The organism is Acinetobacter sp. AND/436, assembly GCF_049546925.1.
GTDB lineage: Bacteria > Pseudomonadota > Gammaproteobacteria > Pseudomonadales > Moraxellaceae > Acinetobacter > Acinetobacter indicus.
Map to the genome: position 1 here is coordinate 35,341 of NZ_JBMXBO010000015.1, position 26,902 is coordinate 62,242.

Genomic DNA, 26,902 nt, shown 5'->3' on the forward strand with positions numbered 1-26,902 from the left:
CAATAAATATTAATTAAGGCGAATGGAACGTGGCGAAGGCAGTTGCAGGTTTTTATAGACCTCAGGTTTTTGCAAATAAATCTGGTAAAGATAGTTTTTAATATCCAGCAGCAGCTTTTCCGGTGCTACCAGCACATTCTGCCCTTCGGGACTAAGATTCATTGACACCAGTGTGCTTTCCTGTCTTAAAAATGGCAGGACTTTTTCAATAAAATCTTTAAAGCTGACTTCCTGAATATCGTAATTTTCCCAGTTGTCTTTGACCAGCAGTTTGGCCAGACTTTTATTTTGCCAGACCGCAAAAGCGCGCTGTCCGGTGGGTGTGGCACATAAGGCCCAGCCGTCATGATACAGCGCAAACACTTGTCCCTGGCTGACCATGATTTCAATAAACTGTTTGTAAATATCTTGAACGTTATAGCTTGAAGTTTGAGATTTAGACGCGGCCTTGCGTTGATATGGATTTCGCATAGATCATCCAGTCCATTTTATTGTTTTATAATGCTGGGATTCTATGGAATATTTAAGATTTAGGCAAGAAAGATATGGTGGGCGCTGACGGGATCGAACCGCCGACATTCTGCTTGTAAGGCAGACGCTCTACCAACTGAGCTAAGCGCCCTGAAGAGTAAAAAATAATATATTATTTTTTACGACGCAAGACCAACGAAGTGTGTAGTCTTGGTAATTGATCACATTTTTCACATCAGGGCATGAAAAATGGCGCAGCGGACGGGGCTCGAACCCGCGACCCCCGGCGTGACAGGCCGGTATTCTAACCAACTGAACTACCGCTGCAACGGTAATTGCGTAAGCAATTAAGGTCTTTTAAGCTTTACAGCTTGAATATGGTGGGCGCTGACGGGATCGAACCGCCGACATTCTGCTTGTAAGGCAGACGCTCTACCAACTGAGCTAAGCGCCCTGATTAAGATTGTCAATCTTGATTCCACTATAAGCTCAGGAAACTTATAGGGCTATTCTTTGAGATGGCGCAGCGGACGGGGCTCGAACCCGCGACCCCCGGCGTGACAGGCCGGTATTCTAACCAACTGAACTACCGCTGCATCGCAAAAGAATCATGGTGGGCGCTGACGGGATCGAACCGCCGACATTCTGCTTGTAAGGCAGACGCTCTACCAACTGAGCTAAGCGCCCTCAAAAGCGTTTTATGTAAATGGCGCAGCGGACGGGGCTCGAACCCGCGACCCCCGGCGTGACAGGCCGGTATTCTAACCAACTGAACTACCGCTGCACTTACACAAAGTCACTATTGTGGTTCAAACGAATATTAAAGAAGCTTAAGTGGCGCAGCGGACGGGGCTCGAACCCGCGACCCCCGGCGTGACAGGCCGGTATTCTAACCAACTGAACTACCGCTGCACGTAAGAATCTTTAACGTAAAGGCTTGGTGGGCGCTGACGGGATCGAACCGCCGACATTCTGCTTGTAAGGCAGACGCTCTACCAACTGAGCTAAGCGCCCTTAACGTCTTCATCGTTTGTGAGGTGCATTATAGAGAATCTTTACCGCCTGTCAAACGCTTTTCTGCCAGTTTTCACTTTTTTATGACTGAGTGATTAAAAAATAAGTGATTCGCTAGAAAAACAAACAAATTCTGTATGTTATTTGACTTTATTCAAAAAATTTTATTTTTAGCCCACTAGGGAATAGAAGAAATTTCTTGCAATTACCCCCCTGCTCGCCTGCACATTTTTATTTTTTATCTGTAAAAAATGCCAGCAAAATTCAGGCTTAAGTCTTATGGCTGTGGTTCAATGGCCAAGGGGCTAAAATCCAGCCGCTTTTCAGACAAATACACCAATGCCTGTTCTGGAATCAGCTCGAACAGCTCGATAATGTCGCGATTGCGCATCCGGATACAGCCATGTGACTTGGGAATGCCCATCGGTTCGGTATCTGGCGTGCCATGCAAATAAATATAACGTTTAAAGGTGTCACAGCCAGCGCCCTGGTTAAAACCATCCTCCAGCCCTGATAGCCATAAAATACGGGACAAAATCCAGTCACGTTCAGGAAACTGTTCGGCCAGCTCATCATCATAAATTTCACCCGTTGGCTGACGGGCAATAAACACGGTATTTTCCGGCGCATCTGCACCAAACTTGAGGGCCACCTGATGCCAGCCACGTGGGGTTTTGCCACTATTTTCTGCTTCACCAATGCCCTTTTCACCGGTAGACACCACATACAGTTTATTGTGTTTTGGCAGATATAAGGTCTGCTCAGATAAATCGACCAGAATATCTGCAGCATGTAGAGGGTAGATCATTCTTGCTTTACCTTTGGTGGAGTGACAACAACAGGTTCAGGGCGTAGCCATAACCAGATTGCCACCACAAACATGGTCAGGTTGGTAAAAATTTTGACTGCCAGCGGAGCCGTGGTAAATAACATGATGCAGGCACTGATCAGCATCATGATGGTGGCAAACCATTTGGCTTTACGTGGTACGGTACCATTGGCACGCCAGTCTCTTAAGGTCTGGCCATATTTGGGATGGTTCAACAACCAGGCATCCATTTGCGGCCAGCCTTTGGATGCGGCCCAGGCCGCTAAAATCAGAAAGACTGTTGTTGGCATACCGGGCAACACTGCACCAATGAAGCCGAGGATGACAAAAATCACCACCAAACTTCGCCAAAACAATACTCTCATACCGCAACCCTACCCGTCGAATTGCGCTAGTATAAAGCGTTTTTAAACTTTTCTTCGTTGTAATTCTGCTGTTTAACCATGGATTTACTGATGTCGCCTAACACCTTTACTGATATTTCTGCTGAACCCTGGTTAAATTTCCGCAATCCGCTGGTGCGGCAACTGGCCTTTAGCGTGGCCAGTCCCAACATTTTACAGCAGCTGCCACCAGCACTGGAGCAGCGTTATGGCTTTGATTTTCATCCCACAGACTGCTGGTTGCAGCACTTTGATCATTATCAAAGCCGGCTGGAGCATTTAGACCAGCATCCGGCTGCACTGGAAGATTTTTTAAGCCAGCTCAAAAGTACCCGGCTAGGGCTGCGGTTTGAAATGCTGCTCTGGTTCTGGCTGACCGAGCGTGACTATCATCCTTATGAATTGCTCGGGCATAGTATTCAGATAATTGATGGACCACGCACCACGGGCGAACTCGATTTTCTGCTGCTAAACCATAACCACCAGCAAGTTGAACATTGGGAAGTAGCACTCAAATATTATCTGGCCGAACGTGATTTGAGCCTACCCTACTGGTATGGGCTGAACCGCAGCGACACCTTATTACGCAAGTTAACCCACTTTACCCAAAAGCAGTTTCAGTTTCAGCAGGCCCAAGGTCATACCATTCAGCAGCGCTTTGCCGTATTAAAAGGCCAGCTGTATCTGCCTGAACATGTTACTGCACAGGCTCTTCCCGACTGGGTCAATCCCGAGCGCAGAATTGGCACCTGGGGCCAGCATTTGCCACACAATCATCAGGATTTTTACCGGCTGCAACGGCACGAATGGATTTGCCCACATGCCTACCCAAGCAGTTCAGCCAACGCATTCTGGAGCAATGGCTTATATCTGAATCAGGACCAGTCTGCATTTTATATGTATCGCAACCCGGTGCTGATGGATGCGTGTTATCAGCACTATTGGACTAAAAGCCTATCTTTGAACAACATTTAATTACTCAACCACAATCAAAGCACTATATTTTTTTGGCTGTATATTTCTTACTCTAATTTTCACATCAGAATAATTTATGCTTAATGATACGGAGATGATGATGAAAAAAATTCTAGCGACTTCATTACTAATGATGTTTGTTCTGACTGGTTGTAATACAGTAAAAGGTCTAGGTGAAGATGTCTCTTCAGCAGGTAATGCGGTAAGTAATACGGCTGAAAAAACTCAGGACGAAATCCGTCAATAATCAAATTTCAATGCAAATTCCCGGCAAAAACCTTATCTCCTGATAAGGTTTTTTTATATTAAAAACTCCCCTTCTCGGCATGATTCCCCTATTATAGGGGCAAATTTTTTGCATGATTCCAAAGCCATGAACCACTCAGATACGCTCGAGCTCAGCTTACAGTTATTACGTCAACCTTCCGTAACACCTGTTGATCATAACTGCCAAGACATCATGGCGGAACGCTTAAAAAAGATTGGCTTTAATATTGAATCAATGCGTTTTGAAGATGTCGATAATCTTTGGGCGCGTAAAGGCACAGAAGGCCCGGTGTTCTGTTTTGCCGGTCATACCGATGTGGTCCCTACCGGTAGTTTAGATGCCTGGCATTCTGACCCGTTTGCTCCAGAAATTCGTAATGGCAAGCTCTATGGCCGCGGTAGTGCCGATATGAAAACGGCATTGGCAGCCATGGTGGTGGCTTCAGAACGCTTTGTGGCCAAACATCCAGATCATAAAGGCTCAATTGCGTTCTTAATTACCTCAGATGAAGAAGGTCCATCCATTAACGGTACCGTAAAGGTGGTTGAAACCCTGGAAGCACGTAATGAAAAAATGGACTGGTGTCTGGTCGGTGAACCATCAAGCACCCATCGTCTGGGTGATATTGTCAAAAATGGCCGTCGTGGTTCATTAAATGCGGTATTAACCGTGAAAGGCAAACAGGGCCATGTGGCTTATCCACATCTGGCAATTAACCCGATTCATACTGCCTCTAAAGCGCTGGCTGAACTGTGCGAAACTGTTTGGGACAATGGCAACGAATACTTCCCGGCCACCTCTTTCCAGGTGTCGAATATTCAGGCCGGTACCGGTGCAACCAACGTGGTACCGGGCACCATGACCGTGACCTTTAACTTCCGTTACTCGACTGAAGTGACTGCTGAGCAGCTCAAAGCCCGGGTACTGGAAATTCTGGACCGTCATCAACTGAACTATGACATTCAATGGACACTGTCCGGTTTACCATTCCTGACCCCAGTCGGTGAACTGGTCAATGCCGCCAAAAATGCGATTCGCAATGTGACTGGTGTTGAGACTGAACTGTCTACTTCGGGCGGAACATCAGATGGCCGCTTTATCGCGCCAACCGGTGCACAAGTGCTGGAACTCGGTGTGCTGAACGCGACCATTCACCAGATCAATGAATACGTGAATATTGATGATTTAGAACCACTGGCTGAAATTTATGAGCAGATTCTTGAAGGCCTGCTGACTTAATTTTTTGCTGTTGCATAAAAAAGGAACTCCGCGGAGTTCCTTTTTTTGTGTCTGTTGCCAACTGTTAAATTAGCTATTCAAACCCAGACTGGCCTGAATATGTGCCAGATTCGGGACATGGAATACCTGCTCACCCATACGCACATACTGGAATACCGCCGGATGTTGGCCTTCACGCTCATCATCAACCACTTCCGAAATACGCAGACGGATGGTTTTTGGCATGGCATTACACATCAGGGCAAAACGCTGGTCAATTTCATCGCCTTCAATCACCAAGGCAACGCCCTGATTTTGCTCTGGATGGGTAACACGATATACCGGCAGTTTTAGATCATGCCACTCGACATGATCGACTGCGGTAGAACTGTCCAGCGCCGACAGGACAATATTCTGCGGAATCAGCATATCTTCCTGATCATGACATTCCACAATATAGGCATCAATAAAACCGGTCGAAACGGTAATCAGATGTTGCAGTTCCTGCTGGCTAATCTGGTCGATTTTGCTGGTGCTGTTGCTTTGACTCATGCTTTAGCCTCACTGCTATGCAAAATGTTTTCAATATTGGCAAGCAATTCTGCTTCCTGGAACGGTTTACCCATATAGTGCGTTACCCCCAAGCTAAAGGCACGTTCGCGGTGTTTTTCACCGGTACGCGAGGTAATCATGATAATTGGCAAGTCACGATGGATGTCATGGTGGCGTACCAGGTTGGTCACCTCAAAGCCATCCATACGCGGCATTTCAATATCCAGCAGCATCAGATCCGGTTTAACATTTTCCAGCTGCTCAATCGCATCGACACCGTCTTTGGCCGTGACCACATCAAAGCCCTGACGTTCGAGCAGACGTGACGTGACCTTACGTACGGTCACCGAGTCATCCACAATCATCACCAGACGACGGGTATCACGACGCTGTACTTCACGCGGCTCCATCACATGCTTGATGCGCTGGGTGGCCTGAATCTGACGGGCAATATTCTGACCATCCAGAATCAGACAGACCTGACCATCACCAAGAATGGTCGCGCCGGCAATCGAGCCCACGCTGGAAAACTGCTGGCCAATCGGTTTCATCACAATCTGGCCACGCGAACCAATCAGCTGATCGACCAGTAAGGCAATGGTCTGACCAGTATTGCCTTTAATCAGCAGCACCGGCAATGAATGTGCGATATTGCTTAAACGCGGCAATGGCTGATTGGCAACAAACTCGGACAGATAGCGCAACTTATAGTTTTGCTGATCAATCTTGAAGTAGTCATCTTTGCTGGTGAAGTAACTTTCCAGCGCAGAAGGTGAAATTCGTACAATACGGTCAATTTGCGCCAATGGAATTGCGAACTGCTGATCGCCAACTTTTACCATCAGGGCATCGGATACCGCCACTGTAGTCGGTACGCGAATACTGAAAGTAGTGCCTTTACCGAGTTCAGAATCGACCTCGACATGGCCGCCCAGCGCTTTAATTTCGCTTTGCACCACGTCCAGACCGACGCCACGACCTGAAATCTGGGTCACGGCTTGTGCGGTACTAAAGCCCGGATGGAAAATCAGCTGCAGAATTTCTTTCTTGTCCAGCTGCTGCTCTGGCTGAATCAGGCCAAGGCTCAGGGCTTTGGCGTGAATCTTGGTTTCATCAATACCTTTACCATCATCGGTAAAGCTAATCAGTACATCGGTACCCTGACGGCCGATGTTCAGCTCAATCTGGCCCACTTCCGGCTTCGCTGCCTGTTTACGTACAGCGGCATCTTCCAGACCATGGTCCACCGCATTACGCAGCATGTGTTCAAATGGTGAAATCAGGCGTTCCAGAATGGTCCGGTCCAGCTCGCCTTCGGTATTGTGTACCACCAGCTCGGCAGGACGGTTTAAGGTCGATGAAGTCTGACGCACAATCCGCTGTAAACGTGGCAACATGCGCGAGAACGGTACCAGACGGGTGCGCATCAGGCTTTCCTGAATTTCTGCCTGAATCCGCGACTGTTGCAGTAACAGACCTTCAGCATCACGAATCTTGTCCGCCAGCGTGGTCTTAAAGTCCACCAAGTCCGACGCCGATTCCGCCAACGATTTCGACAGCTGGTTCAAGGATGAATACTGGTCCATCTCCAGCGGGTCGAAGTCGGTATAGCGTGAATGTTCATCACCATGTTTGGCAATAATCTGGCTTTCCAGCTCGCCTTCCATTCGGCGTAACTGATCGGCCAGACGTTTAATCGCCAGTTCCATTTCATTCAGGGTACCGCCCAGCTGACCCAGCTCCATCTCGATTCGCGAGCGGTTAATCGCGTTTTCACCCGACAGGTCAATCATCTTCTCAACCAGATCAGCCGAAATACGGATCATCTCATTGCTGTTATCCAGCTGTGCGGTTTCGCTCCATTCGCCCTGCATGGATGGCGGCTCGGCACCATCACCCTGCACAAATTCGAAGGTTTTGCTTGGCGCCAGCAGATCGGCGGTATTGAAGCGTTCTGGCAGCTGCGCCGTCGCATTGACGTATTCAATCGACTCCAGGCTGGCTTTCAGGCTATCAAAATTGCTGTAATCGCGCTGGAAGATGGCTTCTTTTAACCAAGCCACAGTGGTGTTCAGCAAGGCATCATAGGCATTGGAATTAAACTGATGCACCGCGAACTGTTCAAAGGTATTTTCCAGCTGATAGGCAATCACGGCCACCGGCTCGATTTCGGCCATACGCGCGCCGCCTTTCAGGCTGTGCGCAGCACGTTGTAACTGCAGCAAAATGCTTCGGTCACTACGATGGTCAAACCACTGCTTTAACAGGCTTTCTGTGGTGTCGAGCAGCTCTTCAGCTTCTTCCAGGAAGGTTTCTTCCACAATCGAATGCAGATTGTCTTCACCGTCATTTTCAGTAGTAGATACCGCATCTGTAGGGATGGTTTGCTCAGCCAGGGTCGGTGCATCTTCCAGTACCGGTTCGCTGCTGGTGTCTGGCTGCTCATCTTCAGGCGCAGTATAGGCTGTTTCTGCAGGTGCTGGCTGTTCCAGTTCAAACTCAAGTGCAGATGCATCAGACTGTTGTACATTTGCGCTAGAGGTTGCTTCAGCCGCCACTGCCAGCGATTCAGCTTCAACCAGTTGACCTTGGGCCAGTTCGCTAATATTTTCCAGAATCGCCAGTGATTCTTGCGCCGGATAATCGACCTGCTGTTCACGGATGGTCTGGATACGGTCCGCAATATTGTCCTGAACCAGACGGATAATCTGAATCAATGCGGTCGATGCGCTCATCTGACGGTTAATGATGCGCTCATAAATGGTTTCTAAATGGTGCGCAATCAGACCGATATGGCTGGCTGCAATCATGTTGGCACCACCTTTTAAGGTGTGCAAATGGCGCATCAGATTGTTCAGCGCAGCAGTATTGCTCGGGTCTTGGCTCCAGCTGTTAACATCCTGGTCAATACCCGTAAGTAACTCTTCGGCCTCTTCCAGGAAAATGTCCAGCAGGTCTGGATCAAAGTCCTTGTTGGCTTCAGCGCTATCCATGTATTGACGGTCAGCTTCCAGACGCTGTGACAATACGGCCAGATTCAGCCCGGCACCGGCTTCAACCGTTTCGGTTACAGCTTCTGTGGTATCAGTTTCTGGGCTTAGTGCTTCAATATCCTGCTGTACAAAGGCACTCAGGTTATTGATGATCTGCTGAGCATCTTCGCTTAAGCTGACGCGTTGCCCGGCAGCCAGGGTATCAAACAGATGGATAAATTCCTGATGCGCCTGTCCAAATAATTCAAAGGCATAATCGCTATGCAGCAGGCTTGGCTTGTCCAGCAAGGCCGCATAGGCCAGTTGTAATTCCTGGGTAAAATCATGAATACCCTGAGAGGCGCGGTTATCGGTACGCTCTACCAGCAGCTTCGCCTGATGGCTCAGGGTCTGGATATATTCCGGATATTCAGCCTGCGCACGCTGGTCAAATTCGAACTCAGCATCGAGCAACTGATCAATATTCAGTTCAATCAGCTTGGATACCAGACCTTGCGGATTCACTGATTCATCAACATCTTCCAGGCTAAAGCCATAGTTCTGCCATGCAGTATTGAAAGTCTGATAAATCCGGTCCATGCCGGCACTGTCATTCTGCGGCAACAGATGCAGATAATCCCGCACAAATTCAGCATATTGCAATAACAGTGCGGTTTCTTTGGAAGTCGATTCAATTTCATCCTGTAACAGGGTCTTGAACAGGTTTTCTACCTTGGAGCTGGCATCAAAAATCTGCTCGATGTGTGCCATGGATGAACTGCCGCGCAAGGTATGCAGGGCACGAATCAGGCCATTGTAATCTTGGGTTTTCAGCTCATCGTGTGCCAGGAAGCGATCCACCGTTAACAGGTGTTCTTCCGCTTCTTCAATAAAGATGGCCAGTGTTTCAGCTGCTAGCGGATCTTCTTCAACACTATCAGCCACAGCCAGCTCGGTGTCTGCAGCAACCTGCTCATCAGTACTTGCTGTATCAAACTCCAGACCGGTGATACTGTCGCTGGACCTTAGGCTGCTTGCCAGTTGTAACAGCTCTTCTAAAGCCGGTTCAGGACTTAAATTTTGTTGTAATTGTTGTCCTAATAGCACCAATGGACGCAGGTCCAGTGCCATCGGCTGGGCATGTTTAAAGCTTGGATAAAGTTTGTATTCAAAGACGTTCGCCACCGCGGTTGCAAACTGCTGCACCTGCGCTGACAGGGTCAGGCTACCGGAAATGACCCGGTTTAAGGTATCTTCAACCGTCCAGGCCAGCTCCCCTGCCGACTTGGCCCCAACCATACGTCCCGAACCTTTTAAGGTATGAAAATGACGGCGAATGGTGGTTAGCGTTTCCTGATCGTTAGGCTGCGTGGCCCATTGAGCCAACAGGTCTTTTAGCTCAACGAAGATTTCTTCAATTTCTTCAACAAAAATTTCTAGAATTTCTGCATCTTGATCAAGATAACTATCTTCAGGAAGCGCAGTCGTTTCAACTAAATTTTTTAATATTTCTTTCATAGCTAAGGCTTCTTATGTTTTCAGCGCCCAGCGGCACTCAAACTTAATTGTAACCATCACGTGTAACCTAACCCTGAAGTTAAGCTGATCTTGTCGATGCTTGGCTTGATCTGTGTAAAACAGAGAGCTTCCCGAAAGAAGCTCTCTGTGGCTTCCTTAGTCCGGAAGTTTAAAGTCGGTTACAGATTCACGTAATGATTCCGCCATGCTGGCCAGTTCAGAAACCGAACGTGCCGTATCGAAGGTTGCTGTCGTGGTTTGCGACGTAATTTCCTGTACAACGTTCATCGTGGTCGCAATATGACCCGCCGAAGCCGACTGCAGTTTCGCAGCGTCAGAAATGTTGGCAATCAGTTTCGCCAGGTTATTCGATACAGTCTGAATTTCATCCAGTGCCACACCGGCATCCTTGGTCAAGTTCGCACCACGAACAACCTCAGAGGTGGTTTGTTCCATCGAAATTACCGCTTCGTTGGTATCGGTCTGAATGGTTTTAACCAGGGTTTCAATCTGCTTGGTTGCAGATGCTGAACGTTCCGCAAGACGTTGTACTTCGTCGGCTACGACCGCGAAACCACGACCTGCTTCACCAGCCATCGATGCCTGAATTGCTGCGTTTAAGGCCAGAATGTTGGTCTGGTCGGCAATATCGTTAATCAGGGCAACGATGTTACCAATTTCCTGCGAAGATTCACCCAGACGTTTAATACGTTTCGAGGTTTCCTGAATCTGCTCACGAATGATATCCATACCCTGAATTGAACGGTTTACAACTTCCGCACCATTCGATGCAATTTGTACTGAACGTTCCGCAACCGCTGCAGATTCTTCGGCGTTGGCAGATACCTGGTCAATCGACATCGCCATTTCGTTAATCGCGGCAGATGCACCGGCAATTTCCTGCGCCTGGTGTTCAGATGCTTCGGCCAGCTGGTTGGTAATTTCCTGAGTATTGGCGGTATAACGCGCTACTTCGTGAGAAGTTTCATGAATACGCGATACCAGGTCACGTAACTGGTCAATTGCGAAGTTAATCGAGTCGGCAATCGCACCGGTAAAGTCTTCCGATACGGTCGCGTATGAACGCAAGTCACCATCCGCCAGGTCGGCAATTTCATCCAGTAAACGTAAAATCGCGTTCTGGTTACGGTCATATTCGTCTTGCAGACGGGTTACACGCTGTTTATCGGATTGACCACGTAAAGTCAGTAATTTGAATACCAGTACCAGGAAGACCAATAAGCTGGCAATTAACAGTACGGCCGGAATAATGACTGCCGGGCCTGCACCGCTAGATAATTTATTTAACTGGTTTAACAGCTCATCTGACTGACTAAAAATGTCCGATGCAGCCTGACGTACACGTACAATCTGCGCCGAGTTATTTAATACCGTTGCCGATGCAGATTTTAAAACGTCATCATATTCAAACTGGATGCCTTCTAAAGCTTCACGTAGGCCTGGGTCCGCAATACGCTGTACACCGAGCTCTGCACTACCGTTCAGCTGGGCATTCAAGTAAGCACCGAATGTCTCGGTATCGGCACTGAAGTCATCAGCAGATTCACGCGAGTTTTCTGAACCGGTTAATACCGAGCTGATTGAACGCAGGATACGTTCTGCAATGAACACCTGGTTCTTGGCAATAACCACCTGGCTACTTGGCATGTCCTGACGTGCCATCTGGTCAACCATCAGGTTATATTCGGCCTGAATCCCCGGAATGGTTTCACTGATCGCGATGTTGGTGTCATACAGTTTGCTAATGATGGCCTGTTGCGAGCTGATCGCATCAATATTCTGAGAAACTTTGGCCCAGTCGGCTTCGACTTTTTCCAGCTCGGCCGAGTTACTGCCAATATCTTTTACCGTTTCCAGGTTGTCTTTAAAGCTTTGTTGTGACTGGGTCAGCTTCTGGATCGATTCTTTGGTGCCTGAAGCAGTGGCTTCAGTGGCCTGACGTGAAATGGTCTGCGATAACAAACGTAATTCACCCAGACTCTGGGTTAACTGGTTGGTACGCGGTACGCTATAGAATAAAGACAAAAGACTGATAATCGAGACCAACAGCGCAACTGCGGCAATGAAAATAAGTGGCTTTGATTTATTGGTATCACCGAATACACGCGCAAACTGGTCAATTTGCGTCTGTAATTTTGCGACTGATGCCGAACCGCTTTTGCGGTTGGTTCCATCGCCTGAGTTTTTCTTTTTAAGTTTAAAGCCCATGCAGCTTCTCCCCGATTTTCGCCTTTATATATGCGTACGCGATAGTTAATTTATAAATTTTATAGATGCGTTCATAAATTTTGGGTTTTGCAATAAACGACTAAATAAGAAAATATGCCATTGCTGGTTATGCTGGTGGAAATACCCCTGACAATATTCTTGTAAATTACTATCTAAATCATTGTGTTTAGAAAAGAAACTTTTCTTATTAAAGTGTTGGATCCCCAAAACTTGATCTACAACCAAACCGACATAATGGTCTTGATGACTAATACACATTACTTTTTGAGTCGGTGAATAAGCACTGCTATGTCCAGAAACATAATGTGCCAAGTCTGAAACTGAGAGTAATCGGCCCCGGATATTGGCTAGCCCCATGACCCAGTTCTGGGTGTTGGGTACCGGCGTATATTTTGGTGGATAGATAACCTCAGTGACTTCCCCCAACGGGGCAACGAAATATTGCCCCATCATCTCAAACGCAATGCCAGACCATCGGTTTACTTCATTTTCAGTTGTAACGTAGTTTTTATTTCCCCGTTTAGACAACCGAAGTAATTCGATAAATCCATTTGCGGCCATAAGTTATCCTGCATTCAGGTGTTGATTAATAACATCTATTAATTGTTGTTCATCTACAGGTTTAGTCAGATAATCGCTGGCACCCTGACGTTTCCCCCAAACGCGGTCAGTGGCTTGGTCTTTGGTACTCACGATCACAATTGGAATATGCTTGGTGGTATCCCCACGGGCAATTTGACGGGTCGCCTGGAAACCGTTTACACCCGGCATCACCACATCCATCAGCACCAAGTCAGGAAGCTCGGCCTGTGCCATGGTCACCCCGTCTGCACCATTGGCTGCTTCAAGTACTTCAAAACCATGCTTGGTCAGAATTTCTTTGAAGCGGAATGTTTCTGTTGGAGAATCATCTACAATTAAAATACGTGCCATCTTTATATTCCCCGAGTTATGCGCTTACGTGATTACGAATCGCGTTTAAAAGCTCATCTTTACTAAAAGGTTTGGTTAAATATTCATCTGAACCCACCACGCGGCCTTTGGCCTGATCGAACAGACCATCTTTACTGGACAGCATGATGACTGGAATATTCTGGTAGTTTTGCGAGTTTTTAATTAATGCGCAGGTTTGATAGCCATCTAGACGTGGCATCATGATGTCAACAAAAACGATATCCGGATTTGCATCGGCAATTTTAGACAATGCTTCAAAACCGTCGACGGCAGTGACCACTTCATAGCCTTCACGCTGTAATAAAGTTTCAGCTGTACGACGAATGGTTTTTGAATCATCAATCACCATGACTTTTAGATTTTGGAGTTTATCGTCCATTTAATGACCCTTCCCATTTTGTTTGTACAAGCAATTCGGTGTAGTAGAATTTTATTTACATAATTATGGTTATTTTTAACATATCTTTACTTTAGGTTTCAATGAACAGTTTTTGCCCAAACCTACACTTTATAGAAACTTTGTATAACTGCTTCACACTTTTCCATGACCATTGATTTTTTTTTGTCTATTGTATTTTTTAAATTTCTGATTCTGGTCTAATATAACAGTTTAAAGACTTAAAAATAAGTAAATTAGTCAACTTTATCTCGGGGAAGCTTGTGCGTACTTTTTTTCAAAAAGCTCTCACAAAAAGGGCGCATACATCATTGTTCAGTAAATCATTACTGGGCCTGCTGCTGGCTTTACAGATAGGACAGCTGTCTGCCAATACCGACAACAAGCCGGCGTGGTATCGCTACTACGATAAAAACGGCGTGGCCAATATCAGCAGCAATGTTACGCCAAACCATATCCGCTATGGCTATGAAGCACTGGACCGCAACATGCAGGTGATTCAGCGTGCGCGTCCCTATAATAGCGAAACCGATGCCCGTCAGGCGCCACAACGTGCCGCGCAGGCCCGTCAGCGCGAGCAGGATTTAAAACTAAAACAGGCCTATACCAACAGTCATATTGCTACCCAGCAACGTGACAATGCGCTGGCACATATTAAAAAGCAGATTGCCTTTCAGCAGGAACAGTTAAAACAATTACAGAATGACCGGATTGTGTTTAAACGTCAGGAAATGGAATATCTGCGCAAAGTCAAACCGGTCCCGGAACAGCTGAAAAACAATTTAAACAACAACCTGACCAACTTAAATCAGAAAAGACAGCAGATTCAATCGTTACAAACGAGCTATCGAAAAACACAGGCAGAATACGACAGAATTATTACTCGCTTAAAAGCACTTGAATAAAGTGAAGTTTTTAATTGAATTGTCATGTGACAAGAAAAATAAGGATAAATATGCATGCGACCAGCACCGCGTATATCACATACTTCTACCCGTTTTCGTACGCCCCTACTCGGCCTCAGTACACTTTGCCTGTGCCTGCTGCTGACCGCCTGCCAGAACTCAGAACCGGAACAGGCCCGTAGCGAACCAGAAACCATTGAACTGATTCAGGATGATGTGGTGGCCGTGCAAACCGGCGACTCGGTGTCCAAATCTGCCTTTACCGGCACTATTCGTGCCGTACAACACAGTAGCATTCAGGCACAGGTCACTGCCACCGCCAGTGCAGTCAATGCGCAAGTGGGTCAGCGGGTTAGCAAAGGTCAGGTGCTGGTCCGTTTAAACAATCAGGATAATGCCGCACGTCTGGCGCAAGCACGCGCCAACCTTGCCTCCACGCAGGCACAAGCCAATCAGGCCCGGGTGATGATGGAGCGTAAACGTCGCCTGCTGAATCAGGGCTTTATTTCCAAAGTTGAATATGAACAAAGTCAGGTCGATTATCGTGCCCAGCTGGAAAATGTCCGTGCCCAGCAGGCCAATGTCGATATTGCCGAAAAAGCCGATCGCGATGGCACCATTCTCAGCCCGATTAGCGGCGTGATTACCCAGCGTCAGGTTGAACCCGGCCAGACGGTTTCTGCCGGCCAGACCCTGTTTGAAATTGTTAATCCGGACCGGCTGGAAATTCAGGCCAAACTGCCAAGTGACCAGCAGTCTGCACTCAAGGTCGGCCAAAAGATTGAATATAAAATTCAGGGCAATCCGGCCCAGCTGACCGCCACCTTAAGCCGGATATCTCCAATTGCCGATCTGGCCAGCCGTCAGATCGAGTTTTTTGCCACACCCAATGAATCCATCAACTCGCTCAGCATCGGTGCCTTTGTTGAAGGCAATATTGTTTCATCCAACTCGATTTCCGGTCAGCTGATTCCTTTAGACACCATTCAGGATATACAAAACAAACCTTATGTCTGGGCCATTCGCCAGAACAAGATTGTCCGGGTTGATATTCACGTGCTCGAGCAGCGCTATAGTGACAATACCGCCATTGTCAGCGGATTGCAGGCCGGCGATTTAGTGAGTCGGGTCAAGTTTAGTCCGCAGAATGAACAGCAACCGGTCAGCATCAGCCAGACCGCCGAAAACGCCTCAGGATAGAAAACTATGTGGTTTACCCGAATTAGTGTCAAATATCCCGTTTTTACGGTCATGATGATGCTGTGTCTGATGGTGCTGGGTCTGGCTTCCTGGCAGCGTATGGGCGTTGAAGAATTTCCGGATGTCGATTTCCCGTTTGTGGTGGTCTATACCAACTATCCGGGCGCCTCGCCGGAAACGGTTGAATCTGAAATTACCAAGAAAATGGAAGATCAGATCAACACCATTTCCGGTCTCAAACAGGTAATTTCCCAGTCCAGTGAGGGCCTTTCCACCATTATTGCCGAGTTCAACTTGGATGTATCTTCTGCCGTAGCAGCGCAGGATGTACGCGATAAAATTGCCAGCGTCACCGCCGAATTCCGTGATGAAATCCAGGACCCGGTGGTGGAGCGGTACGACCCGACGGCCAACGCGATTATGTCGATTGTGTTTGAATCCGAGCAGATGTCGCTGCGTGATTTAAGTGCTTATCTGGACCAGCGTATTGTGCCGCAACTGCGCACCGTACCGGGGGTGGGAACGGTCAATTTACTCGGTGATGCACAGCGCCAGATCCGGATTGAAGTACAGCCGGAAAAACTGCAAAGTTTCGGGATTGGTGTAGATCAGGTCATCAACACCTTAAAAGCAGAAAATATTGAAGTGCCGGGTGGCACCCTGAAACAGGCCAATAGCGAGCTAGTGGTTGAAATTAATTCCAAGGTCATCCATCCGCTGGCCTTTGGGGACCTGATTATTGCCAATAAAAATGGCGCACCGATTTATCTGAAACAGGTCGCCGACGTTCAGGACAGCCAGGCCGAACTGGAGTCCAGCGCCTTTTTAGATGGCAAAACTGCGGTTGCGGTGGATATTCTGCGCAGCTCGGATTCTAATGTCATTGAGGTGGTCGATAACACCTATAAAGTGCTGGATGACCTTCAGCAGCAATTGCCTGAGGGCACCACAGCCAAAGTGGTGGTCGACAGTTCCAAAGGCATTCGCGGCAGTATCCGTGATGTGGCCCGGACCATTATTGAAGGTGCGGCACTGGCGGTTTTGATCGTCCTACTGTTTTTAGGCTCTTTCCGCTCCACCGCCATTACCGGCCTGACCCTGCCAATTGCCCTGCTCGGCACACTGACCTTTATCTGGGCCTTTGGTTTTACCATCAACATGATGACCTTACTGGCCCTGTCTTTAAGTATTGGTCTGCTAATTGATGACGCGATTGTGGTGCGGGAAAATATTGTCCGCCATGCCGATATGGGCAAAGACCACGTTACCGCAGCGCTGGATGGTACCAAAGAAATTGGTCTGGCAGTTCTGGCCACCACCCTGACCATTGTTGCGGTATTCCTGCCCGTGGCCTTTATGGGCGGGATTATTGGCCGTTTCTTCTATCAGTTTGGGGTCACGGTCAGTACCGCAGTTTTAATTTCCATGTTTGTCAGCTTTACCCTGGACCCGATGCTGTCGGCACACTGGGCCGAGCGTAAAAACCCCAACAAACAGCCAGGCCGGGTGAAACGTTTCCTGAACTGGATTTCCAACAAACTGGACAATCTCAGTCATGTCTATGAAAAGCTGCTGAAACTGGCCTTACGCTTCCGCCTGATTACCCTACTGATTGCGGTGGCCTCGTTATTTGGCGCACTCGGTTTATCCAAACTGATTGGTACCGAATTTGTACCGGTACCGGACAAAGGTGAAATCCGGATTAAGTTTGAAACTCCGGTGGATGCCTCGCTGGAATATTCACAAGCCAAACTGAAACAGGTCGATCAGATTATTCGCCAGCATCCACAGGTCATTTCTACCTATGGTTCGGTCAACAGCCTGACTGACCGCGGTAAAAACCATGTCAATTTACGCGTGCGGGTTACGCCGCGCAATGAGCGTGAACAAACCCTGACTGACCTGAATAATGAATTCCGTGAACGCCTGCAAACCGTGGCTGGCATTCGTGTCACCTCGGTGGCCTCGGCAGATGAAACCGTATCGGGCGGGCAAAAACCGGTGATGATTTCGATTAAAGGGCCGGATTTAAACCAGCTACAACAGATTTCCGACCGCTTTATGCTGGAAATTGCCAAGGTAGATGGCATTGTCGATCTGGAAAGCTCCTTGAAAGAACCGAAACCGACGCTGGAAGTGCAGATCAACCGGGTACTGGCCAGTGATTTAGGCCTGTCTGTGAACCAGATTGCCAACGTGATTCGTCCACTGATTGCCGGCGATGACGTCACCACCTGGCAAGATGAAAACGGCGAAACCTATGATGTAAATGTCCGTCTGACTGAAGACCGCCGCAGCCTGCCGGGTGATGTACAGCAAATGTCGCTGACCTCACAAAAAACCGATGCCAATGGTCAAGCCATTCTGGTGCCGTTGGCCAGTGTGGCCAGCTTTGAAGAAAATCTTGGCGCCTCACAGATTAACCGTCGTGATCTGGCCCGTGAGGTTCTGGTCGAAGCCAATACCGCAGGTCGCCCAGCTGGTGATATTGGCCGGGACATTGAAGCGATTCAAAATAACTTTGAATTGCCGCCGGGTTACAGCTTCGATACCCAAGGTTCCAATGCCGATATGGCTGAATCTGCGGGTTATGCACTGACCGCCATCACCCTGTCGATTGTGTTTATTTACATTGTGCTGGGCTCGCAATTTAACAGCTTTATTCACCCAGCTGCGATTATGGCCTCGTTGCCACTGTCGCTGATTGGGGTGTTTTTGGCGCTGTTCCTGCTGAACTCCACCATGAACCTGTTCTCGATTATCGGGATTATCATGCTGATGGGACTGGTCACCAAGAACGCCATCCTGCTGATCGACTTTATTAAAAAGGCCATGGACAGAGGTGAGCCGCGTTATGAGGCGATTATTCAGGCCGGTAAAACCCGTTTACGCCCGATTCTAATGACCACGTCTGCCATGGTAATGGGCATGGTCCCGCTGGCACTCGGTCTGGGTGAAGGCGGCGAACAGAGTGCCCCCATGGCCCATGCGGTAATTGGCGGGGTGATTACCTCGACCCTGCTCACGCTGGTGGTGGTGCCCGTCATCTTCACCTATCTGGATGATTTCAAGAATTTCATGCTGCGCCAAAGCCGCAAACTGATGTCTTGAGTCAGAAGAAAACACAATGAGGTGACATTCCGAATGTTCACCTCATTTTTTTATCGTATAATCTCTGCTTTCACGATTAATTATCAGGACAGTTTCCATGCGCGCGAGTCGCTTTTTGTTTGCTACGTTAAGAGAAACCCCAAATGATGCTGAAGTGATTTCACATCAGCTCATGTTACGTGCGGGGATGATCCGTAAATTGGCTTCAGGTCTGTATACCTGGTTGCCGATGGGGGTACGCGTATTAAATAAAGTCGAAGCGATTGTCCGTGAAGAAATGAACCGCGCCGGCGCTTTAGAAACCTTTATGCCAGTGACCCAGCCTGCATCATTATGGGAAGAATCGGGCCGTTATGTGCAATATGGTCCAGAATTACTGCGTTTTACCGACCGTCACAACAACCCGTTTGTGCTGGGCCCAACCCATGAAGAAGTGATTACCGATCTGGCACGTACTGAACTGAAAAGTTACAAGCAGCTGCCAATGAACTTCTATCAGATTCAGACCAAATTCCGTGACGAAATCCGTCCACGTTTCGGGGTAATGCGTTCACGTGAATTCATCATGAAAGATGCCTATTCTTTCCACGTTGATCAGGCTTCTTTGCAAGAAACCTATGATGTCATGTATGACACTTACTGCCGTATCTTTAGCCGTCTTGGTCTGGATTTCCGTCCGGTACAGGCCGATACCGGTTCAATTGGTGGTTCAGGTTCCCATGAATTCCACGTTCTGGCAGACAGCGGTGAAGATGATATCGCCTTCTCGACTGAATCGGATTACGCAGCCAATATTGAAATGGCGGAAGCGATTCTGGTCGGTGAGCGCGCAGCGCCAAGCCAAGCCTTAACTGTTGTAGATACTCCAAATCAAAAGACCATCGCGGATGTATCAAGCTTCCTCGGTACTGATCCTGCGCATTCTGTTAAAGCTTTACTGGTACAAGGCATTGCCGATGAAAATGGCACTGTTCCGGTGATTGCCCTGTTCCTGCGCGGCGACCATGAACTGAATGAAATTAAAGCTGAAAAGCATCCTTTAATTGCAGCGCCATTAACCTTCGCCACTGAAGAGCAAATTGCTGCGCTTGGCCTGACCACTGGTTTTGTGGGCCCACAAGGTCTAGTTGAAAAAGGCATGACCGTGATTGTCGATCGTGCTGCTTCTGTCTTGTCTGACTTTGTTGCAGGTGCCAACGCCGCAGATCAACACACAACAGGTGTGAACTGGGAGCGTGATGCACAGTTTACTGAGGTCTATGATCTTCGTAATGTGGTGGAAGGCGATCCATCTCCAGATGGTAAAGGTGTACTTCAAATTAAACGCGGAATTGAAGTGGGCCATATTTTCCAGCTGGGCCAAAAATATTCTGAAGCACTGAACTGTAAAGTGTTAGGCGAAGATGGCAAACCATTTGTAGTAACCATGGGCTGTTATGGTATTGGTGTGACCCGTGTCGTGGCTTCTGCAATTGAACAGAATTACGATGAGAAAGGGATTATCTGGCCAGCTGCCATTGCTCCATTTGAAGTCGCAATTGTACCAATGAATGCACACAAGTCACCGCGCACATTAGAAGCTGCAGAAGCCTTATATGCAGAATTAAGTGCTGCCGGTTATGATGTACTACTGGATGACCGTAATGAACGCCCAGGAGTGAAATTCTCTGATCTGGAGTTAACCGGTATTCCACACCGTATTGTGATTGGTGAAAAAGGCTTAGATGCGGGTACTTTTGAATATAAAGGTCGCCGTGATGCTGAATCAACCAACTTAAGCAAAGATGAGTTATTGGCGAAGCTCGCAAAATAATAAGTCTTTGTATATAAAAAATCCCGCTTCAGCGGGATTTTTTAGTTTTAAGGCTTAGCAGAATTTCATACTGCCATAGCAATTACGGTATGGTTGCTCAAGCATTGTAATATTCCCTTGAGCAGCCAAACCGGTTTGTACAATATTGGACATTAAGGTAGTTAAAGGCTGATTAATATTAATCGTAAAAGCATCTTCTAAATACATTGACCACCCCTTGGTTGCTTTTGCATCCTCAGCAAAACCAGGGAAACGAATACCATTCCCTAAAGAAGTTAAGGCAATACCAAACAAGTTAGAGTCAACATCAATTTGATGTACATTGCCTAAATTATAAGGCAAGACATAGGCATTTAATAAAGTAGTGAGTTTAGTACTATAAGCACCATCCAGCTCAAAAGTACCTTGCTCAGGAACAGGAAGATTTAAACCTTTTAATGTTTCCTGTTTCATATAAATTTGAATTCCTGTACGTAATAAAGGCAATAACGTATTTCCAATCGTTTCTGTACCAATAGCACTACACTTGCCAGGATCATGACCGGTACACATTTGGTTAATTGTCAGATTTTGTACAACTTCATCGACCAAGCTTCCTAATTGCAAACCATGGATTTGTACTTGGGTCATACGATTTCCGTTTGCGACAATACCTAAGTTTTCCCGTTGAGCTGCTGCTGTATTAATCGTCTGGTCACGATATTCCACAGTTACAGAACCAAAAAGAAGATTAAGGATTTCAGCATTTTTAACCCCTAAATATGCACTTGCTTCATATTGTTGCTTTTTCCCACCAGCAAGAGGACCATAATCACCAACGAAATCTTGAGAATACTTTGAAGCATCTGCATCGGAACAGTTTGCTGTTCCCTGCTTACAGGTAACCGCCACATTGGTTTGTGCCTGAATATATAAATTATTGATTCCAGTTAAATAACCACTAAAATTATTCATAGCACCAATGCTCATCGGGCCTTGGGCTTTATCCGCACCCACTCTTACCCCGACCACTTCACGAGTTGCAGCTTGGTCGCCTCCTTTGATCGCAAATTGGAAAAAGGGATTCGTTAAGACAAAATCTCTTAACTCTTTTTGATTACTTAAACTGTTATCAAAATCTTGGCCTTTGGGCTGTCCTGCAATATTGGTAGGTAAGGTAATACAATTTCCACTCGCGCCCACCACACAGCCCAATGACAGTGCAGAGATATCAATATCACAAGCACCCGCACCATTTTCACCGCCACAGCCAAGTTGCAAGGATTTAATATTGGCATTTAGTGATAACTCAGCATCAATTCCCAGTTTAAAAAAATCTAAACCTTGACTAGCATCTGTTTCTTTCACGACAGAAAATAGAGCCTGTCCTGTCACATCCGATAATTCAGCATCTTCAAGCACAGATAAGGCATGACTTGTGTTCGTCATGGATAAAGCTGAACCTATAAGAGCCCACATTATTGTTTTTTTCATACTCAAATCCTTAAGCCAATTTCATCTACTTAGCGTGGTGTGATCCCTAAAGTGCTACGCATATTGCCACCAGGAATGGCAAAATCAGCAATTTTTTGCATCGTTCCAGATGGAGACATCGCCATTTCTGCTTTAAAAGCTTGTCCCAATCCAGACTGCATTGTCGCTTTATAATTAAAGTTCACCTGATTATCTAAGACCACCGTATCTTGTTTCACTAGAACACGGGCATCTAAACCAACATGACCTTGCATTTTGTTTAAATTTATACTGGAGGTTTTAGTCCCAACGCCATTCCGGTCTTCATTAATCAGGCTGATATAACTGCCCAAAACACTTGGATTATCTTTATCTGTCTCTGCAATCGGATTAAATTCAAAATTTGCTTTTAAAGATAAAAAATTAGTATCGGGTGTGGCATTCGTGGACTCAAGACCAGGAATAATCATAAGTTCACCTTTACCATCAAGCTTGAAGGCTAAAGAAGCCAAGATGTCATCTTTTCTGGCAAAGTTATCGATAGGAACTACCCGGTTCTGGCACTCCACTTCAGCACAGTTATATAAAGAGCCAGGCAACTGACCAATTGCAATTTCAGCTTTTGCAGCCAGCAGCAAGTTATCTGCCTTGACATAAATGCCATCTTCTTCAAAACCAATCACCCCATCCGATTTCAGGTACGCATCTATATTTCTTAGGCCCGCATAATAGTTGACTTCTTCACCACTGTATTTACCGGTCGCACCATCAATAATCAGAATAGAGGTTGTACTTGGTGCGCCTGTTTTCTGGTCAATACCATAGCCTTCCGTCGAAAGTGCCAGGTTATAGCCTAAACCAGAACGGTCAATGCCATTACGGCTATAATTTTTTGCATACAAAGCCAGGTTGGTATTTAAGTTAAAGATTGGAATACCAATCCCCCACTCGCCAGAAGTCGCGGTAATGGCATCAATCGAGTTATCTGAAATGAATCTGGCCTTACGCGCGATGGCCTGAAAATCCATACCTCGCACCGCAATAAGCGCTAAATTTTGTGCATTCTGATCAGGGCTAATGTTATAAATCAATTCTAGAGTATTACTGCCCAGCACCTTTTGCATATTCTCATTGATAATAAAGTTTAAAGATTTGGCCTGAACGGTATTAATAAAAATATCACCAAAATCAATATAGGCGTTGCGTTTAGTCAAGTCATCAACATTATTACTATCACGTACTGCAAGTGGCGATAAGTTAGAAAATTCAATTGCATAGCTGCCTGTACCTGTATGCCCAATCTCGAGTGTAGTCGGAGCCCTGCCATTGAGTAGCGGGTTGCCTTCTCGGGTAAATTCGGCAGACATACCCAGATGTAAACCACCCGGGCCGGCTATATCATAACCACCGGCTTGCCGTGTTGTTTCAGTCAAATCGCCTGAATTACGACTAACCGTATTAAACTTTCCAATTCCAGCCTGGTTAGCATTAATAAAGAGCTTACCGTTGGTCACTGCTCCAGAAGCCCCCATACGAATCAGGTTATTCTGGCTTCCCTCTGGACCATAACGTAAATCGATATTCACCCCTGGATTGGTTGCTCCTGACCGGTTATCGGATACATTGGTCAGATCTTCTACCCGTCCTAAATTTACAATATGGTCTTGGCCAGTAGGACTGTTTTTAGTTGCCAGCACAATCCCTTCATCCTGATCCAAATACATATACCCATCTGCAGACAGGTTAAAGTTAAAATCTTTTAAGGTCAGGTTCTGGCCATTTAGACCATAAGAAATACTGGCATTTTTAAGCTCAAAATCTAAATGAGCCAGATCATTTCGGTTAAATAATCCATTACTGGTAATTAAGTTAAAACGTAGTGGTGAAATAGTATGAAAGCTTAAAGACCCCAGGTTCTGATCCGTTTGGTTATCACCACAGTTCGGCTCACAAATGAGCATGATGTTCTGAACCGTAGATTTAAATGGTGAAATACTCGCCTGGATATGCATGCCGACACCATTTGCTGTGGTACCAACGTCAACATCAAGGGTACTTTTAATATTCTGCCCCCCCGAGCTGAGCACTTCAATATCATGCATCCCCAGTTTCATACTTCCGGTATTGTGATAGTCCACCCAGTTCAATTGATCAATTGTCACCTTCGAAACTTCATGGGTAATAGAAATACCATCCTGCCCTGTCACCTGACTGAGACTACGATCAGAAATAGGCTGTAGTGCGTATGCCTGCTGAGCTAAACAGATAGATAAGGCAAGTACATTTAATTTTATTGTTTTATTCATTTCAATGTCCTTTTGAAATCCCAACGCTTAACAGCGGCTGGTTGCAGCTCCTGAGCAGTTATAACTGAAAATTTTGATATCTCCTGACAGATGCAAGTTGCCATGAACATTCAGTCCCATAAATCCCTGTTCCTGTCCCTGATCAAATGAAGGAACCTGAGAACCATTGTTATAGGTGGTATATCGGGTATTGTTTAAATAACCTTCATTACCTGACTCAACCGCCAGACTCGCAAAACCTAGATTCCTGATTTTCAGAGGATGCTGATCATAAAATTTAAGCAGCATCGCTGTTTGTGGATTTTTATCCTTATTAATAATGGTGGTGCCTTCCAAGGAGAATTTATCAATCTGAATCGTGCCTTGAATCTGTTTAAACACCAGCCACTTCTGACCATTTTCATCACGATGATTATTGGGAGAAAAAGCAAAACGGCATAACACATCATTGCTACATTCATACTGATAATTTGCCGTAGTGACCTCACCATTACTGAGTTCGGAAATATTCTTGAGACTCATGTCATTGGCATATTTATGGTTTAAAGAAAGCGTCCAGCTTAAATCGGCACCGCCCTGCCCGACCGTATTTAACAGTTCATCTTGATTTAAACTGACCAGTTGAGCAGAACTGAATGTGCTGACACAAAGAGCCAGTGGAAAGCAGATTTTTTTCAGCATCTCAAATTCCCTCTTATAGTCCCGTGGTCTTAAACTTCAAGTGCTGGATCAGCACACCATCAATTGCCACCGAGCCCAAGTTTACAGGTGCTGTAGTTGCATGCGGACTTCTAAATACCACACCGGTAGAATTACTCGCAGTGTTGGCTTTTAACAGATTCGTGGTCGGATCACGTGTCACACTACCAATTGAAATACTGCTATGTGTTGCATTGGTTCCCTGATAGTTGGTGGTTCCTGCCCCTGAAAGTACTTGGGAAATATTAGAGCCACAATAAGCAACATTACAGGTTGAGCCTTTATAGTCAGCAGGGTTGATCTCGGTGTTATCACCATCAATATCGGCATAATAGGTATAAATCTGTTTATAAATTTCAGGGACATTCGGAATGCGGGTCACTTCTAAAATAATATTCTGGCCTTCCGAGCCCAAAATAAACGGTTGGTGCATATTGCCGAGCACTAAATTGATGTTAGGGCTATACAAATACAAACCCTCTTCAGCATGGAAAATTGGGGCTAAAGAACGGTCGAGTGCAGGCGTAACCGCGGTACCATCATTGAGGGTTGCTGTACTTATACGCAAACCTCTGGCATTGAGCAGTTCTTTATTGGCCTGGGTATTTTCATAAATTAGAGCTTCAGGATTATCATTGGTATTCAGACGGATAAGACTGGCCATACCTAAAGTCTGACTTTCTACCGCATTGGTAGAAGGCATGGTTTGAAACAGTCGAACCTGTGAACCACTTAGGCTTAGACCATTGGCCACCAATTGCAAACGAATTCGCTGATTTTTTAATAAGTCAGGATCATTGACCGCATCGGTCGTGACAGGTGCCCCCGTAATTGGGTCCACCTTGTTACTTGAGTTCCAGCTGCGTGAAAAAGCATCTAACCAAAGCCCAAGTTTAATATTATTGTCCTGATCATCAGCATCCACTTTGGCCAAAGGAGCTTCTAAAGAAATATAACTGATATCGGCCGCTGCATTCGTACTGTCAAATTGACGGATATTTTCGGCTGTACCAGCGCGAAATAACCAGGGATTCGCAGCACTGCCCCAATCAAACCCCTGATTACTATAGCGCTGGTTCATATTGTTATTGGTTTCAGAGAGCGCCAGACCATAAATAAAAATATCCGCTTTGGTTCTCTGATTGGCAGCATCAGTCTGACTGAGGGTTAAATTATCGTAATTTTCACCTACCGGAATGATGCGAATAAAACCGGTGTCATATTGTTCCGGATTATCGAGATTACGGGTATAACTTGATGCCGCAGACACATCATTCGGGCGCTGAAATACCATTTTGAAATTTTCAGGAAGCAAGGCAATCCCTTCACCTGTGGTATTTGCCAGATGTTCATCGGATAGATTCTGTAAAGCATATGCAGGAGAACTTAGCAACATCCCGACCAAGGCAGCTAAGCAACTTTTTCTAAAATTTAGGCCAATTCCATATTCAGTCATCTCGACCATCCTATTCCCAGATGCTCCGCATCATTCTTTTATTTATCCAGAACTTGGCTATTTATTTATGTGTTTTTATCCTTAAAAACATGCGATTACCAAGTCATAATTGTTGTTCATTATGCGTAATAATTTATCAATTGCAAAAAAATACGGGCC

General features: G+C 46.3%; 20 protein-coding genes and 8 tRNA genes. 7 read left to right on the forward strand and 21 right to left on the reverse strand.

Annotation, left to right across the window (positions count from 1 at the left end; genetic code table 11):
* Positions 1-9: 9 nt before the first annotated feature.
* The 11 genes from ACPEPR_RS11465 to ACPEPR_RS11515 all read right to left on the reverse strand — a co-directional run bounded on the left by ACPEPR_RS11465 (position 10) and on the right by ACPEPR_RS11515 (position 2,679).
* Positions 10-471 carry a DUF2750 domain-containing protein gene (locus ACPEPR_RS11465; protein WP_005179520.1) on the reverse strand — a complete coding sequence of 154 codons (462 nt, stop codon included), beginning with the start codon at positions 469-471 and terminating at the stop codon, positions 10-12.
* Between the two features lie 75 nt (positions 472-546).
* Positions 547-622 (reverse strand) — tRNA-Val (locus tag ACPEPR_RS11470).
* Between the two features lie 99 nt (positions 623-721).
* Positions 722-798, reverse strand: a tRNA-Asp gene (locus ACPEPR_RS11475).
* A gap of 51 nt (positions 799-849) precedes the next feature.
* Positions 850-925, reverse strand: a tRNA-Val gene (locus ACPEPR_RS11480).
* Positions 926-990: 65 nt separating this feature from the next.
* Positions 991-1,067: transfer RNA gene (locus ACPEPR_RS11485), tRNA-Asp, on the reverse strand.
* Positions 1,068-1,082: 15 nt separating this feature from the next.
* Positions 1,083-1,158 (reverse strand) — tRNA-Val (locus ACPEPR_RS11490).
* Positions 1,159-1,178: 20 nt separating this feature from the next.
* A tRNA-Asp gene (locus tag ACPEPR_RS11495) sits at positions 1,179-1,255 on the reverse strand.
* 51 nt (positions 1,256-1,306) lie between these two features.
* Positions 1,307-1,383: transfer RNA gene (locus tag ACPEPR_RS11500), tRNA-Asp, on the reverse strand.
* Positions 1,384-1,409: 26 nt separating this feature from the next.
* Positions 1,410-1,485: transfer RNA gene (locus ACPEPR_RS11505), tRNA-Val, on the reverse strand.
* Positions 1,486-1,762: 277 nt separating this feature from the next.
* Positions 1,763-2,293 carry a cell wall-recycling L,D-carboxypeptidase ElsL gene (gene elsL / locus ACPEPR_RS11510; RefSeq protein WP_104488696.1) on the reverse strand — a complete coding sequence of 177 codons (531 nt, stop codon included), beginning with the start codon at positions 2,291-2,293 and terminating at the stop codon, positions 1,763-1,765.
* Positions 2,290-2,679 carry a YbaN family protein gene (locus tag ACPEPR_RS11515; protein ID WP_075167111.1) on the reverse strand — a complete coding sequence of 130 codons (390 nt, stop codon included), beginning with the start codon at positions 2,677-2,679 and terminating at the stop codon, positions 2,290-2,292. Before ACPEPR_RS11515 ends, elsL begins: the two co-directional genes overlap by 4 nt.
* A 90-nt stretch (positions 2,680-2,769) precedes the next feature.
* On the opposite strand from ACPEPR_RS11515, the gene ACPEPR_RS11520 reads away from it, so the two are divergent.
* From ACPEPR_RS11520 to dapE, 3 genes are all read left to right on the forward strand, one after another.
* Positions 2,770-3,672 (forward strand): DUF1853 family protein, encoded by a 903-nt coding sequence (locus ACPEPR_RS11520; protein WP_423562462.1) that lies wholly within the window; start codon positions 2,770-2,772, stop codon positions 3,670-3,672.
* 100 nt (positions 3,673-3,772) lie between these two features.
* On the forward strand, positions 3,773-3,919 hold the full coding sequence (locus tag ACPEPR_RS11525; RefSeq protein ID WP_005179532.1) for an entericidin A/B family lipoprotein: 147 nt from the start codon (positions 3,773-3,775) through the stop codon (positions 3,917-3,919).
* A 126-nt stretch (positions 3,920-4,045) separates the two neighbouring features.
* Entirely contained in the window at positions 4,046-5,179 is a 1,134-nt protein-coding gene (gene dapE / locus ACPEPR_RS11530) for a succinyl-diaminopimelate desuccinylase (RefSeq protein ID WP_423562463.1), read from the forward strand.
* A gap of 69 nt (positions 5,180-5,248) precedes the next feature.
* Here dapE and ACPEPR_RS11535 read toward each other — a convergent pair whose 3' ends face one another.
* The 6 genes from ACPEPR_RS11535 to pilG all read right to left on the reverse strand — a co-directional run bounded on the left by ACPEPR_RS11535 (position 5,249) and on the right by pilG (position 13,783).
* Complete coding sequence (locus ACPEPR_RS11535) at positions 5,249-5,710, reverse strand: hypothetical protein (protein ID WP_075167114.1); 462 nt, start codon at positions 5,708-5,710, stop codon at positions 5,249-5,251.
* Positions 5,707-10,200 (reverse strand): Hpt domain-containing protein, encoded by a 4,494-nt coding sequence (locus ACPEPR_RS11540; protein ID WP_423562464.1) that lies wholly within the window; start codon positions 10,198-10,200, stop codon positions 5,707-5,709. Before ACPEPR_RS11540 ends, ACPEPR_RS11535 begins: the two co-directional genes overlap by 4 nt.
* A 156-nt stretch (positions 10,201-10,356) precedes the next feature.
* Positions 10,357-12,429: a methyl-accepting chemotaxis protein gene (locus ACPEPR_RS11545; RefSeq protein ID WP_087662228.1), complete on the reverse strand. Its 2,073-nt coding sequence runs from the start codon at positions 12,427-12,429 to the stop codon at positions 10,357-10,359.
* Between the two features lie 45 nt (positions 12,430-12,474).
* A complete protein-coding gene (locus ACPEPR_RS11550) occupies positions 12,475-13,011 on the reverse strand; it encodes a chemotaxis protein CheW (protein WP_005179538.1) in 537 nt (178 codons plus the stop codon).
* A gap of 3 nt (positions 13,012-13,014) precedes the next feature.
* Positions 13,015-13,383, reverse strand: coding sequence for a response regulator (locus ACPEPR_RS11555; protein ID WP_005179539.1), 369 nt, complete (start codon positions 13,381-13,383; stop codon positions 13,015-13,017).
* Between the two features lie 16 nt (positions 13,384-13,399).
* Complete coding sequence (gene pilG, locus ACPEPR_RS11560) at positions 13,400-13,783, reverse strand: twitching motility response regulator PilG (RefSeq protein ID WP_005179541.1); 384 nt, start codon at positions 13,781-13,783, stop codon at positions 13,400-13,402.
* Between the two features lie 329 nt (positions 13,784-14,112).
* Between pilG and ACPEPR_RS11565 the strand changes: the two genes are divergently transcribed.
* The 4 genes from ACPEPR_RS11565 to ACPEPR_RS11580 all read left to right on the forward strand — a co-directional run bounded on the left by ACPEPR_RS11565 (position 14,113) and on the right by ACPEPR_RS11580 (position 20,830).
* On the forward strand, positions 14,113-14,706 hold the full coding sequence (locus tag ACPEPR_RS11565) for a hypothetical protein (RefSeq protein WP_171525083.1): 594 nt from the start codon (positions 14,113-14,115) through the stop codon (positions 14,704-14,706).
* A gap of 54 nt (positions 14,707-14,760) precedes the next feature.
* Entirely contained in the window at positions 14,761-15,906 is a 1,146-nt protein-coding gene (locus ACPEPR_RS11570) for an efflux RND transporter periplasmic adaptor subunit (protein ID WP_303114213.1), read from the forward strand.
* A 6-nt stretch (positions 15,907-15,912) separates the two neighbouring features.
* Positions 15,913-19,017 carry an efflux RND transporter permease subunit gene (locus ACPEPR_RS11575; RefSeq protein WP_423562465.1) on the forward strand — a complete coding sequence of 1,035 codons (3,105 nt, stop codon included), beginning with the start codon at positions 15,913-15,915 and terminating at the stop codon, positions 19,015-19,017.
* A 97-nt stretch (positions 19,018-19,114) separates the two neighbouring features.
* Positions 19,115-20,830, forward strand: a complete 1,716-nt coding sequence (locus ACPEPR_RS11580; RefSeq protein WP_411687520.1) for a proline--tRNA ligase — start codon at positions 19,115-19,117, stop codon at positions 20,828-20,830.
* Between the two features lie 54 nt (positions 20,831-20,884).
* Here the strand turns inward: ACPEPR_RS11580 and ACPEPR_RS11585 are convergent, their stop codons facing one another.
* Genes ACPEPR_RS11585 through ACPEPR_RS11600 form a run of 4 tightly spaced genes read right to left on the reverse strand, consistent with a single transcriptional unit; the run spans position 20,885 to position 26,743 of the window.
* Complete coding sequence (locus ACPEPR_RS11585) at positions 20,885-22,303, reverse strand: hypothetical protein (RefSeq protein ID WP_411687521.1); 1,419 nt, start codon at positions 22,301-22,303, stop codon at positions 20,885-20,887.
* Between the two features lie 29 nt (positions 22,304-22,332).
* Positions 22,333-24,588: a DUF6160 family protein gene (locus ACPEPR_RS11590; protein WP_411687526.1), complete on the reverse strand. Its 2,256-nt coding sequence runs from the start codon at positions 24,586-24,588 to the stop codon at positions 22,333-22,335.
* Positions 24,589-24,615: 27 nt separating this feature from the next.
* The gene (locus ACPEPR_RS11595; protein ID WP_005179550.1) at positions 24,616-25,269 is read right to left on the reverse strand and encodes a hypothetical protein; all 654 of its coding nucleotides are present in this window, start codon (positions 25,267-25,269) and stop codon (positions 24,616-24,618) included.
* Between the two features lie 13 nt (positions 25,270-25,282).
* Positions 25,283-26,743 carry a hypothetical protein gene (locus ACPEPR_RS11600; protein ID WP_104487475.1) on the reverse strand — a complete coding sequence of 487 codons (1,461 nt, stop codon included), beginning with the start codon at positions 26,741-26,743 and terminating at the stop codon, positions 25,283-25,285.
* Positions 26,744-26,902 lie beyond the last annotated feature (159 nt).